The 15,202-nt window shown below is 74.8% G+C and carries 15 protein-coding genes; 7 read left to right on the forward strand and 8 right to left on the reverse strand.

The window, feature by feature from the left end:
- Nucleotide 1: 1 nt before the first annotated feature.
- The 4 genes from BM339_RS37970 to BM339_RS37985 are packed head-to-tail and all read right to left on the reverse strand — an operon-like array spanning nucleotide 2 to nucleotide 3,529.
- Entirely contained in the window at nucleotides 2-829 is an 828-nt protein-coding gene (locus tag BM339_RS37970) for a heme ABC transporter ATP-binding protein (protein WP_075024034.1), read from the reverse strand.
- Nucleotides 829-1,881: a FecCD family ABC transporter permease gene (locus tag BM339_RS37975; RefSeq protein ID WP_235206365.1), complete on the reverse strand. Its 1,053-nt coding sequence runs from the start codon at nucleotides 1,879-1,881 to the stop codon at nucleotides 829-831. The genes BM339_RS37970 and BM339_RS37975 overlap by 1 nt, the downstream gene beginning before the upstream one ends.
- Nucleotides 1,878-2,900 (reverse strand): heme/hemin ABC transporter substrate-binding protein, encoded by a 1,023-nt coding sequence (locus BM339_RS37980; RefSeq protein WP_235206366.1) that lies wholly within the window; start codon nucleotides 2,898-2,900, stop codon nucleotides 1,878-1,880. Before BM339_RS37980 ends, BM339_RS37975 begins: the two co-directional genes overlap by 4 nt.
- The gene (locus BM339_RS37985; RefSeq protein ID WP_052357380.1) at nucleotides 2,897-3,529 is read right to left on the reverse strand and encodes a hypothetical protein; all 633 of its coding nucleotides are present in this window, start codon (nucleotides 3,527-3,529) and stop codon (nucleotides 2,897-2,899) included. Before BM339_RS37985 ends, BM339_RS37980 begins: the two co-directional genes overlap by 4 nt.
- 118 nt (nucleotides 3,530-3,647) lie before the next feature.
- Between BM339_RS37985 and BM339_RS37990 the strand changes: the two genes are divergently transcribed.
- The 6 genes from BM339_RS37990 to BM339_RS38015 all read left to right on the forward strand — a co-directional run bounded on the left by BM339_RS37990 (nucleotide 3,648) and on the right by BM339_RS38015 (nucleotide 11,054).
- On the forward strand, nucleotides 3,648-4,454 hold the full coding sequence (locus BM339_RS37990; protein ID WP_256255684.1) for an IPT/TIG domain-containing protein: 807 nt from the start codon (nucleotides 3,648-3,650) through the stop codon (nucleotides 4,452-4,454).
- Nucleotides 4,455-4,545: 91 nt separating this feature from the next.
- A complete protein-coding gene (locus BM339_RS37995; protein ID WP_075024014.1) occupies nucleotides 4,546-5,535 on the forward strand; it encodes a WxL domain-containing protein in 990 nt (329 codons plus the stop codon).
- Entirely contained in the window at nucleotides 5,535-6,509 is a 975-nt protein-coding gene (locus BM339_RS38000) for a WxL protein peptidoglycan domain-containing protein (RefSeq protein ID WP_075024015.1), read from the forward strand. The genes BM339_RS37995 and BM339_RS38000 overlap by 1 nt, the downstream gene beginning before the upstream one ends.
- A complete protein-coding gene (locus BM339_RS38005; protein WP_075024016.1) occupies nucleotides 6,506-7,651 on the forward strand; it encodes a hypothetical protein in 1,146 nt (381 codons plus the stop codon). Before BM339_RS38000 ends, BM339_RS38005 begins: the two co-directional genes overlap by 4 nt.
- Nucleotides 7,648-8,298: a biliverdin-producing heme oxygenase gene (locus BM339_RS38010; RefSeq protein WP_021596529.1), complete on the forward strand. Its 651-nt coding sequence runs from the start codon at nucleotides 7,648-7,650 to the stop codon at nucleotides 8,296-8,298. The genes BM339_RS38005 and BM339_RS38010 overlap by 4 nt, the downstream gene beginning before the upstream one ends.
- 125 nt (nucleotides 8,299-8,423) lie before the next feature.
- Nucleotides 8,424-11,054, forward strand: coding sequence for a cation-translocating P-type ATPase (locus tag BM339_RS38015; RefSeq protein ID WP_083598392.1), 2,631 nt, complete (start codon nucleotides 8,424-8,426; stop codon nucleotides 11,052-11,054).
- On the opposite strand, the gene BM339_RS38020 is transcribed toward BM339_RS38015, so the two are convergent.
- The 3 genes from BM339_RS38020 to BM339_RS38030 form a co-directional block, all read right to left on the reverse strand.
- On the reverse strand, nucleotides 11,044-12,045 hold the full coding sequence (locus BM339_RS38020) for an NAD(P)-dependent alcohol dehydrogenase (RefSeq protein ID WP_256255686.1): 1,002 nt from the start codon (nucleotides 12,043-12,045) through the stop codon (nucleotides 11,044-11,046). The two genes, BM339_RS38015 and BM339_RS38020, sit on opposite strands and share 11 nt — an antisense overlap.
- Nucleotides 12,046-12,137: 92 nt before the next feature.
- On the reverse strand, nucleotides 12,138-12,854 hold the full coding sequence (locus BM339_RS38025) for a TetR/AcrR family transcriptional regulator (RefSeq protein ID WP_177287882.1): 717 nt from the start codon (nucleotides 12,852-12,854) through the stop codon (nucleotides 12,138-12,140).
- A 36-nt stretch (nucleotides 12,855-12,890) separates the two neighbouring features.
- Entirely contained in the window at nucleotides 12,891-13,469 is a 579-nt protein-coding gene (locus BM339_RS38030) for a class I SAM-dependent methyltransferase (RefSeq protein WP_075024038.1), read from the reverse strand.
- A 131-nt stretch (nucleotides 13,470-13,600) separates the two neighbouring features.
- On the opposite strand from BM339_RS38030, the gene BM339_RS38035 reads away from it, so the two are divergent.
- Nucleotides 13,601-14,539, forward strand: a complete 939-nt coding sequence (locus BM339_RS38035; protein WP_075024018.1) for an NBR1-Ig-like domain-containing protein — start codon at nucleotides 13,601-13,603, stop codon at nucleotides 14,537-14,539.
- A gap of 52 nt (nucleotides 14,540-14,591) precedes the next feature.
- On the opposite strand, the gene BM339_RS38040 is transcribed toward BM339_RS38035, so the two are convergent.
- Nucleotides 14,592-15,202: SpoIID/LytB domain-containing protein (locus tag BM339_RS38040; protein ID WP_075024019.1), on the reverse strand; the 611-nt coding region annotated here is incomplete at its 5' end.

Here is a 15,202-nt window from a genome sequence, read left to right on the forward strand (position 1 = left end):
GTCAGCCGGGACGCGGGCGGTGCGGCAGGATGATCGGCCGGCCGGTGCGGGGGTGGGGGATCACCTCGATGTCGTGCCGGTACACCTTGGTGAGCAGGGGCGCCGTGAGCACCTCGCCGGGCGGTCCGCAGGCCGCGACGCGGCCCGTGTCGAGCACGGCCACCCGGTCGGCGTGCGCGGCGGCGAGACCGAGGTCGTGGACGACCGCCACCACGGCGGTGCCGGAGGCGGCCCGGCGGCGCACGACCTCGAACACCATCTCCTGGTGGCGCAGGTCCAGGGCGGCCGTCGGCTCGTCGAGCAGGAGGACGCCGGTCCGCTGCGCGAGGACGCGGGCGAGCGCCACCCTGGCCTGCTCGCCACCCGACAGCTGCGGGTACGGGCGGCGGGCGAACCCGGTCGTGTCCGTCCGGTCCATCGCCTCGGCGATCGCCGCCTCGTCGTCGTCGGCCAGGGGCGTCCCGGCCCAGGGCGCGCGTCCCATGGCGACGACCTGCGCGACGGTGAACGGGAAGGCCAGCGTGTGCCGCTGCGGGAGGATCGCCCGCCGCATCGCCAGCTCGGCGTGGGTCCAGGACGCGAGCGGCGCGCCGTCCACGGTGACCCGGCCGCCCGCCCTGGCCACGTCGCCCGCGACGGCGCCGAGCAGGGTGGACTTCCCGGCGCCGTTCGGGCCGACGAGGGCGAGGACCTCGCCGGCCCGCAGCGTCAGGTCCACCCCGGTCAGGACGATCCGGGCCGCCCGCTCGACGGTGAGCCCCCGGACCTCGACGGCCGGGGCGCCCGGCGGCGGCCGGGGCGTCCGGGGGCGGCGGACCAGCGCGCGGATCACGCCGGGCCCTCCGGACCGGCCCGCCGTGCCCGGCGCAGCAGCCAGAAGAAGAACGGCCCGCCGAGCAGCGCCGTGAGGACGCCGAGGGGGAGCTCCTGGTAGGGGATCGCGGTGCGGGCGATCGTGTCGGCGGCGACCAGCACGATCGCGCCGCCGAGCGCGCTCGCCGGGACCAGCGTCCGGTGGGCGGGCCCGGCCACCAGCCTGACCAGGTGCGGGACGACCAGCCCGACGAACGAGATGACCCCCGCGAACGCGACCGCCGCCGAGGTCATCAGGGCGACCACGACGATCGCGGTGAGCCGCAGCCGCTCGACGTCCACCCCCAGGTGGCGGGCGGCGCGCTCGCCGAGGGCCAGCAGGTCGAGGCGGCGCGCGCAGCCGAGCGCGACGGCCCACCCGGCCGCGGCGAGCGGGGCCACCGCGGCGACGGCGTCCCAGTTCGCCCCGGCGAGGCTGCCGAGGTTCCAGGTCGTGATGGCGCGCAGCGCGTCGTCGCCCGCCGCGAACATCAGCAGCCCGAGCAGCGCGCCGGCGACCGCGTTGACCGCGATGCCGGTGAGCAGCAGCGTGACCACGTCCGTGCGGCCGCCCGTCCGCGACACCGTGTAGACCAGCAGGGTCGTGACGAGGCCGGACAGGAACGCGGCGGACACGACCGTCCAGCCGCCGAGGGTGGACAGCCCGAACACGATGACGGTGGCCGCGCCCACGGCCGCACCCGACGAGACGCCGATGACGGCGGGCTCGGCCAGCGGGTTGCCGAACACGCCCTGCATCACGGCGCCGGAGCAGCCGAGGGACGCGCCGACCACGGCGGCGAGCGCGACCCGCGGGAACCGGACGATCCACAGCGCGCTGTCGCCCTGCGCGGCGGTGGGCCGCGGGCCCACGTCCAGTCCCAGGTGGTGCAGCAGCGAGCCGAGGACCTCCTCGGGCGGGACGTGCACCTGCCCGGTCCCGGCCGCGACGACGGACAGCGCCGCCAGCGCCAGGCCGAGGGCGGGCAGCAGCGCGAGGCCGCGCAGCCGCCGCCCGCGGGCCCTCACCGGCAGGTCCGGCGCAGCGCGGTGGCGAGCGCGCCGATCGTCTCGGCGGTGCGGGAGCCGAAGGACAGCAGGGCGCCGTCGTCGACGCGCACGATGCGCCGGTTCCGCCCGGCCGGGGTCTGCGCGACGCCCGGCAGCTTCAGCAGGCCGGTGGCGCCGCCGACCGAGCGCAGCCCGGCGGTCAGCACCAGCAGGACGTCCGGCGCCGCGTTGATCATGCCCTCGCTGGTGAGCGGGCGGAAGCCGGACAGGCCGATCGCCGTGCCCGCGTCGGTGCCGCCGGCGGCCTCGATCATCGCGTCCGGCCCGGCGCCCTCGCCGCCGATGAGGTAGACGCCCGCGCTGCCCCGGACGTAGAGGAACGCGACCCGCGGCCGGTCGCCGGACGGCACGGCACGGGCGGCGGCCTCGACCCGCTCGCCGACCCGGGCGGCCAGCCGGCGGCCCGCGCCGGGCACGCCGAGCGCGGCGGCGACGGCGGTGATGCGCGGCCCGATCGCGTCGAGGGTCTCCCTGTCCTTCACGAGGACGACGGGAACGCCGGCGCTGCGGAGCTGGCCGAGCACCTCGGGCGGGCCGATGCCGTCGCCGGCGAGCACCACCGACGGGTCGAGCTTCAGGATCGCCTCGGCGGACAGGTCGTGCCCCTGCGTGGTCACCAGCGGCAGCGCGCGGGCGGCCGGGAACGTCGTGGAGATGTCGCGGCCGACGAGCCGATCGCCGAGGCCGAGCCCGTACACGATCTCGGCGAGCGATCCGTAGAGGTCGACGGCGAGGACGCGGCGCGCGTCCCGGACGGTGACCAGGGTGCCGTCGGCCGAGCGTACGGTGACGGGCAGCTCCGGCCTCGCGGTGCCGCCGGCCGGTTCGGGGTCGCCCGCCGGAGCCGCCACGGTGGTGGGTTCGCAGCCGGACGCGGCGCCGGGGCCCGACGCGGCCGTCCCGTCGCCGCACGCGGTCAGCGGCAGGACGCAGCCGAGCGCGAGCAGCGCGCCGAGGGACCGGAGCGGACGGATCACGGGGCCGCCCCCGCGGCGCCGCCCCGGCGGCGGCGCACCAGGAGGGCCGCGGCGCCTGCCGCGAGCACGGCGGCGCCGCCGGCGAGCGCGGCCCAGGCCCAGGCGGGCATGCCGCCGTCGTCGAAGGCGACCGGCACCCGCACGTCCTGCGAGCGGTCGGAGGTCCGGGTGTGGTCGGCGCGGGCGACCACCGCGCACCGCACCTCGGTGCAGTCGGTGGAGCCGGCGAGCGCGGGCCCGACCCGGAGGGTCACCGCGAACGTGCCGCCGGGACCGTAGGGGACGGCGAGGCTCCGGCCGTACGGGGGCGGGTTCGACGAGATCCACTGCGAGGAGCCCGTCGAGCCGGAGGTGTCGGCGCCGCCGCCGCACGGGGACGGCGCCTTCCCGGCTCCGTTGTCCTTGCACAGCGCGACGTAGATGCCCTTGCCGGTGTCGAAGCCGGTGCCGGTGACGCGGATCGTCGTGCCCCCGGTGGACAGGCCGTCGGCCTGGGAGACGGTGAGGGTCTGCCCGGAAGGCCCGGTGCCCTTGGCGCCTTCGGCGTGCGCGGCGGTGGCGAGCGCCAGGCAGGGCGCGGCCGTCAGGACGAGCGCCGCCAGTGGCCGGGCGGCTCGCAGGGCAGGCATCGGGTGTCCTTCCCTATCTGGTGTTGGGTGTGGACGTGTGCGTGTGGACGGCGCGGGTTCTAGACGGTGATCGTTCGTTAGATTAGCTTAGGCTTACCTAAGTTTTAAGAGGTAAGCCTTGCCTAACTCATCGTCGATCTTCCGGGGCGCCGCGGCGGCCGTCGCCGTCGCGGTCCTCACGCTGGCGCTCCTCGTCCCCGCCCCTCCCGCCTTCGCGGCGTCGGTGTCGGTGTCGCCGACGTCCGGGGTGGACCCCGGCGGTCAGACGATCACCGTGCGCGGGTCCGGCTTCGATCCGGACCGCAACAACGGGTTCGGCGTGTACGTGGTGTTCGGGCCGCGCCGCGCGGACTGGACGACCAACGCCAACGCGTACCAGGCGGCGACGTGGGTGCACCGCGGCGCGTCGGCGGGCGCGGGCCAGGCGCCGATGACCGCCTCCGGCGGCTTCTCCGTCGGCCTCTCGGTGAAGGCCCGGTACACCGACGGCGACGGCAGGAAGGTCGACTGCCTGACCACCCGGTGCTACGTCATCACGATGGCCGCGCACGGCGTCCCCGACCGCGGCCAGGACACCGTCACCCCGATCACGTTCCGCGGCTCCAAGGCGGGCGGCGGGCAGGGGGTGGACGGCTCGTCCGGCTCGTCCGGGGCGAAGAAGGGGGACGGCGGCTCCTCGCCCGCGAGCACGCCCAAGCCGGGCGCCCCGTCCGCGAGTTCGTCCGGCTCGCCGGCGGCGGGTGCGGCTCCGCGAGAGGGGGCGGCCGTGGACGCGTCCCCGGCGGCCGGTGTCGAACGGACGGTGCGGGGCGGCCGGGCCACGACCGCGTGGCCGTTCCTGGCCACGACCGGGGCGGCCCTGATCGCCGTGATCGCCGCTCGCCGGTGGGGCCGCCGCCGTGCCGCCCGCCGGGGAGCGCCGTGATCTCCGGCCCGCCCCCTCTTGATCCATGACGGCGTCCCGATACAGTCTTCAACTTAGGTAAGCCTTACCTAAGTTTCATGAAGGGAACCCGATGAGGAAGACGACCAGACGGCTCGCCCGCGGCGGGGTCCTGCTCGCCGCGAGCGGGCTGGCCCTCGCGGCGTTCGGGGCCGCCCCCGCGTCCGCGGCGGGTCCCGCGACGACCGTCACCCTGGCGACCGGCGCCGACCCGGACGGCCAGGACCTCGTCGTCCGCGGCAGCGGCTTCGACCCCACGGCGAACAACCGGTTCGGCGTCTACGTGGTGTTCGGGCCGAAGCGCGACGACTACGCCACCAACGCCAACGCCTACCAGGCGTCCAAGTGGGTGCACCTCGGCGCCACCCCCGGCCCCGGGCAGGACGTCATGAACGCCGACGGCACCTTCGACATCACGCTGCCGGGCATCAAGGCCGCGTACACCGACGGCGACGGCAACCACGTCGACTGCCTGACCACCCGGTGCTACGTCATCACGATGGCCGCGCACGGCGTCCCCGACCGCGGCCAGGACACCGTCACCCCCGTCACCTTCACCGGCGGGGAGAACCCCACCGACCCGGGCGACCCCGGCAACGACCCCGGGACGCCCGCCGGGACCGGGCGGCAGACCCTCTCCACCACGGTGCGCAACGGCGCGCTGACCCTCGCACTGGACGGCGACACCGCCCAGCTGAGCGAGGTGGCGCCCGGCCGGCACTCCACCGGCGCGCTGCGGACCGCCACGGTCACCGACGCCCGCGGCACCCAGGCGGGCTGGAGCCTCGTCGGCGAGGTCACCGACTTCGGCGGCGCGGCGGGCGGCACCATCCCGGCGTCCGTCCTCACCTGGTCGCCCACCGCCGCCGTCGTGGACGACGGGTCGCGGGGGACGGTCACCGCGGGTACCGCCGGGTCCCTCGGGGCGCCCCGCACGCTGGCGTCCTCGGCCGCCGGCGCCAGCGGCGGCGTGTTCCAGGCGGGCGCGGGCCTGGACCTCGGCGTCCCCGCCGGCACCGCGCCGGGCGACTACACCGCCACCCTCACCCTGACCCTGTCCTGATGAACCCGTCGCGCGGCGCGGCCGTCCTGCTCGCGGCGGCCGCCCTGACCCTGCCCGCGGCGCTGCCGGTGGCCGCCCGCGCCCGCGCCGCGCCCGCGCCGCCGTCCGGCGGGTTCGCCTGGTCGGTCCGGCCGGCCGGCGCCAAGGGGCAGGCGCGGCGCGACTTCTTCGTCTACTCCCTCACCCCCGGGCAGCGCGTCCGGGACACGGTCGTGATCACGAACCTGGGCACCCGCCCGCTGAGCCTCCGGGTCTATGCCACCGACGCGTTCACCACAACGGACGGGTCGTTCGCCCTGCTCACCGCCGACCGTCCCGCCGCCGGCATCGGCACCTGGATCGCCATCGGCGGCGCACCAGCCCGCACCGTCGAGCCCGGCCGCTCCATCCGGGTGCCCTTCACCCTCACCGTGCCCGCCGCCGCCACGCCCGGCGACCACTCCGGCGGCGTGATCGCCGCCGTCACCGAGCAGGCCGCCACGGCGGGCGGGCGCCGCGTCAACGTCGACCGCCGGGTCGCGGCCCGCGTGTACGCCAGGGTGGACGGCCCGCTGACCGCCGCCCTCCAGGTGGAGTCGCTGACGATCGCGCACGACCTGCCGCCGCTCGGCGGCGACGTCCGGGTCACCTACCGGGTCCGCAACACCGGGAACGTCCGGCTGTCCGCCGGGGCGCGGGTCGGGATCACCGGACCGTTCGGCGCTGGCCTCGGCCGCCCCGCCACCCGGCGCCTCCCGGAGCTGCTGCCCGGCAGCGCCTACACGCTGACCGACCGGATCAGCGGCGTGTTCCCGGCCGGCCCCCTGACCGCCACCCTGCGGCTGACCCCGTCCGGCGGCGACGGCCCGGCCGCCCCGCGCCCCACGGTGCGGACCGCCCGCTGGTGGTCGACGCCCTGGGTGCCCGTCGCGCTCCTCCTGCTCGCCGCCGGCACCGCCGTCCTTCTGAGACGCCGCCGCGGGACCCGGTCATGAGGGCGCTGCTCGCCGCCGCGCTGGCCGTCCCGCAGATCGCCTTCCAGGCACCCGGGCCGACGGTCCAGGCCGACCGCGCCGAGGCGCGCGTGGGCGACACCGTCACCGTCGACCTGGCCGCGTGGCCGCCCGGCAACGTGCTGGTCGAGCTGTGCGGCAACGGCGGCGCGCGCGGCTCGGCCGACTGCGCCGTCGCGGCGGCCGCCACCACCTTCGTGGACGCGAACGGGCGCGGCACCGCGATGGTCACCGTCGTCGAGCCGCCGGTCGGCTGCCCCTGCGTCATCTCCGTCCGCCCGGTCACCGGCGGCCGGGCCCGGACCGTCCCGCTGGCGGTCAAGGGCGTCCCGACGCTGCCGGCGACCCGGCGCGGGAACGCCTCCGCCGCGCCCGCCCGCGACCTGGCCGTCTCCGGGGTCCGGGTGAGCGGCGGCGGGCCGGCCGCCTGGTTCGGCGGGCCCGCCGAGCGGACCGTGACGTTCACCGTCCGCAACACCGGCACCGCCCCCGTCACCGACCCGCCCCTCGCGCTGGCCGCCGGACGCGGCGACCGGCCCACCGGCATGCTGGAGGCACCGAGGATCGGCACCCTCCAGCCGGGGGCGCAGCGCACCTACACCGTCCGCGCCCGCCTGCCCGCGCCGGCCTTCGGCCGCTACGCCGTCGCCGGCGAGGTCACCGGCGTCGACCGCCCGGTCCGGTTCACCGCACGCACCTCGTCCTACCCGTGGGCGCTGCCCGCCCTGATCGCGCTCGCCGCCCCGGCCGTCCTCGCCCGGGAACTGCGCCGCGGGCGCCGGAGGCACGCCGGGCCGCGCCCGGTCCCCGCCACGCGCGCGGTCACGATGAACGAGATCGTGGCCGTCAACATCGGCCAGTGGCGGCGCGTCCGGAACCTCTCGCGGACCGCGCTGGCCGAGGCGCTCGCCCCGCACACCGCGACCGCGTGGACCGGCGGGGACGTCGAGCACGCCGAGACCGCCACCCCGCCCCGCCGCTTCGACGCCGACGAACTGCTGGCCTTCAGCCGCGCCCTGGACGTCCCGCTCCCGGCGCTGCTGCTGCCGCCCGCCGGCTACGAGGTGGCCGCCGCACCGCACGTGACCCCCGCACCGCCCGTTCGCCAAGGAGGACGACGATGACCAGCGAGCAGTTCTCGGCCCGGTTGCGGGCGGCCACCCGCCCCGACCACGACGGCGTCGAGCACTCGTCCTACATGACCGCGCTCGTCGAGGGCCGGCTCGACCTGGAGCAGTACGCGCTGCTGATCGAGCAGCTCTGCTTCGTCTACGACGTCCTGGAGCAGGCGGCCGACCGGATGCGCGGCGACGGGACCGCCGGCGCGTTCGACCTGCCAGGCTTCCGCCGGATGCCCGCGCTCCGCGCCGACCTGGAGTTTCTCCGCGGGCCGGGCTGGGCCGGGCGGCTGCGCGCCGACGACGCCACGCGGCGCTACTGCGACCGTCTCCGCGAGGTGTGCTTCGACTGGCCCGGCGGCTTCGTCGCCCACCACTACACCCGCTACCTCGGCGACCTGTCCGGCGGGCAGGTCATCGCCCGCCGGCTCGCCCGCACCTACGGGCTCTCCCCGGCCGGCGGCCTCCGGTTCTACCGCTTCGACGGCCGGCCGAAGGCGCTGAAGGACCGCTACCGCGCCCTCCTGGACGCGGCCCCGTGGGACGAGCCGGAACGCCGCCGCGTCATCGCCGAGGTCCGCACCGCCTACCGCCTGAACAACGAGCTGGCGGCCGCCCTGGACCGCCATCTCCCCATCGACCCCGCCGCCTGATGCGCGGCGCGGGTTTCCGGCCGCGCAGACCGTGAACACTCAGGAGCGGAGCTGGCAGGGACCGGCCTCGGTGGGGGACCTTCGCCCCTGTCCGCCGGGGTGGCGCGGACGTAAGGGTGGGGAACGTGACGACGACGACCGCACTGGACCCGCCGTACCAGCGGACCGCCGCCGAGGTCGCGCACGACCTGGGCACCGGCCTCGACCAGGGGCTCGGCTCCGGGGAGGCCGCCGCGCGGCTGGTCCGGCACGGGCCCAACGTCCTCCCGGCGGCGCGGCGCCGCGGCCCGGTGCTGCGGTTCGCCTTGCAGTTCCACAGCCCGCTCATCTACGTGCTGCTGGTCTCCGCGGTCATCACCGCCGTCCTCGGCGAGCACGTCGACGCCTCGGTGATCCTGGGCGTGGTGATCGTCAACGCGATCGTCGGGTTCGTCCAGGAGGCGCGGGCCGAGCGGGCGCTGACGGCGCTCGCCGCGCTGACCCGGACCGTCGCCACGGCCGTCCGGGACGGGCGGCCCGCCCGCGTGCCGTCGGACGACCTCGTCCCCGGGGACGTGGTGGTGCTGGAGGCCGGCGACAAGATCCCCGCGGACCTGCGCCTGGTCCGGGTCGCCGAGCTGAAGGTGGACGAGTCGGCGCTGACCGGCGAGTCCGCCCCGGTCACCAAGGCGCCCGATCCCCTGATGAGGGAGGCCGCGCTGGCCGATCGCCGCAACATGGCCTATTCCGGGACGTTCGCCACCTACGGCACCGGGACCGGCATCGTCACCGCCACCGGCGCGGACACCGAGATCGGCCTGGTGCACCGGCTGGTCGACCAGGCGACCGCCGTCCAGACGCCGCTGACGCGCAAGCTCGCCCACTTCAGCCGGGTGGTGACCGTCGTGATCCTCGGGCTCGCGGCGGTCACCTTCGGTGTCGGCGTGCTGCGCGGCGAGCCCGCCGCGGACATGCTGACCGCCGCGGTGGCCCTCGCGGTCGGCGCCATCCCCGAGGGGCTCCCGGCACTCGTGACGATCACGCTGGCGTTCGGGGTGGCCCGCATGGTGCGGCGCAACGCCATCGTCCGGCATCTCCCGGCGGTGGAGACGCTCGGCAGCGTCACCGTGATCTGCACGGACAAGACCGGGACGCTGACCCGCAACCAGATGACCGTCACCGGCATCGCCGCGGCGGGCCGCCTGTACGAGGTGACGGGCACCGGCTACGCGCCGGACGGCGAGATCGTCCCGGCCGCCGACCCGGTGGCGCGCGAGTGCCTGCTGGCCGGGCTGGCCTGCAACGACGCCCAGATCACCCCCGACGGGGACGGCGTGGTGGGCGATCCCACCGAGGGCGCCCTGGTCGTCGGCGCGGCCAAGGCGGGCATCGTCGAGGCACCCGAGCGGCTGGACACGATCCCGTTCAGCTCCGAACGCCAGTACATGGCCACCCTGCACCCGGAAGGCACCGTCTACGTCAAGGGCTCTCTGGAACGGGTGCTCGCCATGTGCGACACCCAGCTCGCCTCTGACGGCGAGCCCGAACCCCTCGACCCGGACGGCATCACCCGGATCGCCCACGCCTACGGTGACCAGGCCCTGCGCGTCCTCGCCTTCGCCCGCGCCCGCGTCGACCCCGCGGCCGGCCGGCTCGCCGGCCTGCCCCGGCTCGTCTTCCTGGGGTTGCAGGCCATGCACGACCCGCCCCGGGAGGAGGCGGCGCGCGCCGTGCACGCGTGCCTGACCGCCGGCGTCCAGGTCAAGATGATCACCGGCGACCATGCCGCCACCGCCCGCGCCATCGGCGAGCGGATCGGACTGGACGGCCGGGCCATGACAGGGGCCGACCTCGCCGCCTGCCCCGACGGCGAGCTGCCCCGCGCGGTCGAGGAGACGGCCGTGTTCGCCCGCGTCTCCCCGGAGCAGAAGCTCCGCCTCGTCCGGGCCCTGCAGAGCCGCTCGCACGTCATCGCCATGACCGGGGACGGCGTCAACGACGCACCGGCCCTCAAGCAGGCCGACATCGGCGTGGCGATGGGCCGCGGCGGCACCGAGGTCGCCAAGGAGTCGGCCGACATCGTCCTCACCGACGACGACTTCGCCTCCATCCGGGCCGCCGTCGAGGAGGGCCGCGGCGTCTTCGACAACCTGGTCAAGTTCATCGTGTGGGCGCTGCCCGCCAACATCGGCCTCGGCCTCGTGCTGATGGCGGCGATCCTCGGCGGCGGCGAGCTGCCGATCCTGCCCGTCCAGGTGCTGTGGCTGAACATGACCGCCGTGCTGGTGCTCGGCCTCCCGTTCGCCGTGGAGCCCCGCGACGACGACATCATGCGCCGCCCGCCCCGCGACCCGGGGCTCCCGCTCGTCACCCGCGCCCTCGGCGCCCGCATCCTCCTGGTCTCGGTGATCCTGCTCGCCGGCGCCTTCGGCCTCTTCCACTGGGAACAGGCCCATGGCGCCTCCCTCGGCGAGGCCCGCACCATCGTGGTGAACGTCTTCGCGGCGACGCTGCTGGCCTACCTGTTCAACTGCCTGTCACTCGACCGGCCCCTGCTGTGGCGCGGCGTCCGCCGCAACCCCTGGGTCGGCGCGGGCGCCGTCGCCCTCGTGGCCGTCCAGGCCCTCTACACCTACGCGCCCTTCATGAACGACGTCTTCCGCTCGGCCCCGCTGTCCGCCTCGGCCTGGGCCCGGATCGCCGCCACGGCCGCCCTCACCTACCTCCTCGTGGAGCTCGCCAAGTGGACGTCCCGCCGGCAGGCGGTCAGAAGGTGATGGCGACCTTGCCCCGGGCGTGGCCGCCCTCGATGTAGCGCAGCGCGTCGGGGATCTCGGCGAACGGGTAGGTCCGGTCGATGACGGGGGCGACCTGTTCGTTCTCCATCAGCCCGGCCAGGAACCGGAGGTCCGCGGAGTTCGGCTTCCAGCTGACGGTGGCGATGCGCTGGCTGACGAAGGGGGAGGTCAGGGCGCCGCGGACCACCTGCGCCGCCGGGCCGAGCAGCCCGCCGCGGCGGCTGGCGATGCCGCCCACGATCACGAGCGTCCCGCCGGGGGTGAGGACGCGCCGCAGCGCCGCCAGCGACCTGTTGCCGACGATGTCCATGACCAGGTCGTACCGTTCGTCTCGTCGCAGGACGTCCTCACGGGAGTAGTCGACGACGTCGTCCGCGCCGAGGGAACGGACGAGCTCGACGTTCCGGGTGCTGCACACGCCGGTGACCTCGGCGCCGAACGTCTTGGCGAGCTGGACGGCGAACGTCCCGATGCCCCCCGACGCGCCGATGATGAGGACCCGCTGCCCGGCGGAGATCTTGCCCACGTCCCGCAGCCCCTGTAGCGCCGTGTGCCCGGCCATCGACACCGACGCCGCCTGCTCGAAGGTGAGCCGGCCGGGCTTGACGGCCAGCCTGTCCTGCGGGACGGCGACCGTCTCGGCGAACGAGCCCAGCCGGACCTCCCCGAAGACCTCGTCGCCGGGACGGAGCCCCGTCACATCGTCGCCGACCCGCTCGACGACCCCGGCGAGGTCGGCGCCGGCGACCAGGCCCGGTCTCGGACGCCGCAGGCCGATGCTGAGCCGCACGAGCTTCGGGTCCGCCCCCACGTGGCGCCAGTCGTAGGGATTGACGGAGGCGGCCCGTACCCGCACGAGCACTTCGTCGGGGGCGATGGCGGGCTCGTCGACGTCCTTCAGGGTCAGCACGTCGGGCGGTCCGTAACGGTCCCAGCTCCAGGCCTTCATGGCGCCTTCCTTTCGCGTCATACGTCGTAAGGTTGTCATACGCCGTAAGGCTATCGTACGGCGTAAGGGAGTCAAGAGGCGTGACGGAAATGGGCTCGGTCGGTAACGGAAAGTCAGTGGCCGGCGATGCGGCGCCGTTCGAGCCCGTCCAGGATCAGGTCGAGGGCGAACTCGAACTCGAACTGGTCGTCGCAGAAGCCGAGGGTGCCGTCCGGATCGTCGTGGATCGCGTCCGCGAGCATCCCGACGATGTTCGGGAACCGCTCCGCCATCTGCTCCATCATCGCGGCGGCCGCGTCGTTCGCGGTCTGGGCGCCGTCCGGCTGGAACAGCTCCTGGGTGAAGCCGAGCGCGCGGCTGCCGAGGACGTGCAGCGCACGATGTGCCAGGTCGAACGAGAACCCGCCCGCCCGGAGGATGCCGACGACGTCGTCGAGGTAGGCGATGACGGCCGGGCCGGCGTTCTCGCGCGACTCAAGGACCTGCGGAGCCCAGCGGTGGCGTAGCAGGACCTCCCGCGCGGCGAGGATCCGCGCGCGCAGCGCCGCCCGCCAATCCTCCTCCGGCTCCGGCGCCTCGACCTCGTCCACCGCCACCGTGATCTCCGCGAGGATCACCTCGACGAGCCCGTCGAACACGGCCTCCTTGTTGGCGACGTGGTGGTACAGCGACATCGCCTCGACCCCGACCTCCTGCGCGAGCCGGCGCATGGTGAGCGCGTCGAGGCCCTCGCGGTCGGCGAGCCCCGCGGCGGCGCGGAGCACCCGCCTCCGGCTCAGCGGGATGCGGGGCTGCTCGGTCAGCTCGTCGGCGTCGGTCCGTGGGGTCATGGATCCTCCCGCCGCACTCTACCCGTACAAGGTAAGTCAGGACCGGCGGCGGAGCCGGTACCACTGCGGTGACGTCCTGTTCATAGGCCAGCCCAGCCCCGCGGTGTCCGCCGCTTGGACGTCGAGCAGCTCCCACTCCGGCAACGCGGCCTCGACCTCGGCCCGCGACACTCCGCCGATGCGGGAACGCAGCCGTGTGGGCCCGAAGGCGAGCATCAGCAAGGTCGCGTCCGGATTGGCCAGCTCGGAAACACCCCGCCCTTCGGCCCGCTGCCGTCCGGTGTCCAACCCTTGGAAACAGCCGATATCAAGGAAGAAGTCGAACATCCCGAGCCCTGCCGATGAAAGCTCCGTCACGTCCCCGACGACGTAACTGACGCCCTCACCTCCCTTGCGCTCGGCCGCTTCGATCGCGGCGGGCACGTAGTCGACCCCCACCGCCTCCCACCCCCGGCGTCCCAGCTCGGGGGTGAACTGCCCGCGCCCGCAGCCGAGGTCGAGCGCCCGCCCGAGCGGCCGGGACCGCTCGTTCTCCTCCCGGTCCAGCAGAGCGGCGATGCTCTCCGCAGCCGCCTCCCCGTACCGCTCCCAAGGCGTAACGCCAAACCGATACATACGCCCGTAGTTCGCCACAACCCGACCATCTCACGCCCCTCGACTCCTCGCTTTCCGGGGTCGGCGACCAAAGCGCCTGGTCGCCCGGGTGGTGCTTGAGTGGTGGATGGGGGCGCTGTTAGCTTCACCCGGTGGACGACAGGCGTGCACAGGAGGAGGCCGTCGCGGACTTCGCGGAGGCCCTGCGGGAGTTGCGGAAATCGGTCGGAAACCCGCCATTCCGGGAGATGTCCGGACGGTCTGGGGCAATCTCGCACACGACGCTGCATGAAGCCACGAAAGGGAACAGGCTCCCGAGTTGGGGGACCACGGCCGAGTTCGTCAAGGCGTGCGGTGCTGAGCCCGCCGAGTACCGCGAACGCTGGGAGAGCGCGAACCGGGTGGTCGGCTCGGCGGACGCCGGGAAGGTCGCGACTGCTGCGGGTGCCGTCGAGGGTCGTGCCGTGCACATCGACATCGGGGCGGACGGCGAGGTGCCTCGTGCCGGTGGGGCGCCGGAGGGGCGGGGACGGTTCCGGCCGAGCCGCCCGGTCGCGCTCGCGTTAGCGACGGCGGCCGTCGGCATGGGGACGGCGATCGTGATCGTGGTCGCCGTCGATCGCGACTCCCGGGCCGGCGGGGACGGGCTGAAGCCGTCCGGCAGCCTGGCGAAGGCCACGCTGTCCCCGGCCGACTGCCCGGTACGCGCGTCCAACCCGCCGGCGGCCCCGCCCCGGCACCGGGGCGATGCGGCCACGTTCATCGCGGACATCACGCTTCCCGACTGCACGCGCGTCGGTACCGGTAAGGCCGTGACGAAGGTGTGGCGGCTCAAGAACTCCGGGAAGGTGCCGTGGGAGGGGTACTCGCTGCGCCGCATCGACGTCCCGCAGCGGGCCGACCAGTGCCAGACCATCTCGGACGTGCCGATCGACGACACGAGGCCCGGGAAGATGGTCGACATCCGGACCGACATCACCACGCCGCGGAAACCGGGCCTGTGCTACGTGCGGTTCAAGATGGTGGACGCCTCGGGGAAGGTCGCGTTCCCGGGAAGCCGTCCGGTCAATTTCCAGATCATCGTGCAATGACACGGGTTCCCCGCCGTGGAGGGCACGGCGGGGAACCATGGTCGGGCGGGAATCAGGAGAGGGTGATCCCGCTGTAGTAGGCCTTCAGGATCCTGGAGTGACTCCAGCCCGCGTTGGCCTTGTCGCGCGAGCCGTACTGCGACATCCAGTCCCCGGTGACCCAGCCGCCGCACGCCGTCGTCGTCGCGCAGTAGTGGGCCTCAAGGATCTTTCCGCCGCGGGTCATCCGGGTGCCCCACGTCGCGTCCACCGCGGCGCTCGTCGACGCCGTCGCCGAGCCGGGCTTGTAGACCTGGCTGGAGGTGTTGTCGTAGACGTCGAAGCACTGGCCGCCGGGCGTCTTGCGCGTCGAGTGCAGCGCCCAGTACCAGCCGTAGCTCTTGACGGCCACCGCCCCGGCCCGGAGCGACTCCCGAGGCCAGCTCGGGACCCACTCGTTGGGCAGGACGTTCTTGACGTAGGTCTTGAACGACACCCGGTCCACGCGGTTGAGCGACACCCGGTACACCAGGATCGTCGTGGGCAGTTTGCTGTTCGTGCCGTCGGTCTTGCACCCGGTGGAGCTCAGGAACTGGTGCGAGGCGTTCTGGTTCTTCAGGCTGGAGTTGAGGTTGCCCTTGGCGCCGGCCTTGAAGTCCTGGTACTTGCCGCCGTAGTTGCTGT

This window comes from Actinomadura madurae (assembly GCF_900115095.1).
GTDB lineage: Bacteria > Actinomycetota > Actinomycetes > Streptosporangiales > Streptosporangiaceae > Spirillospora > Spirillospora madurae.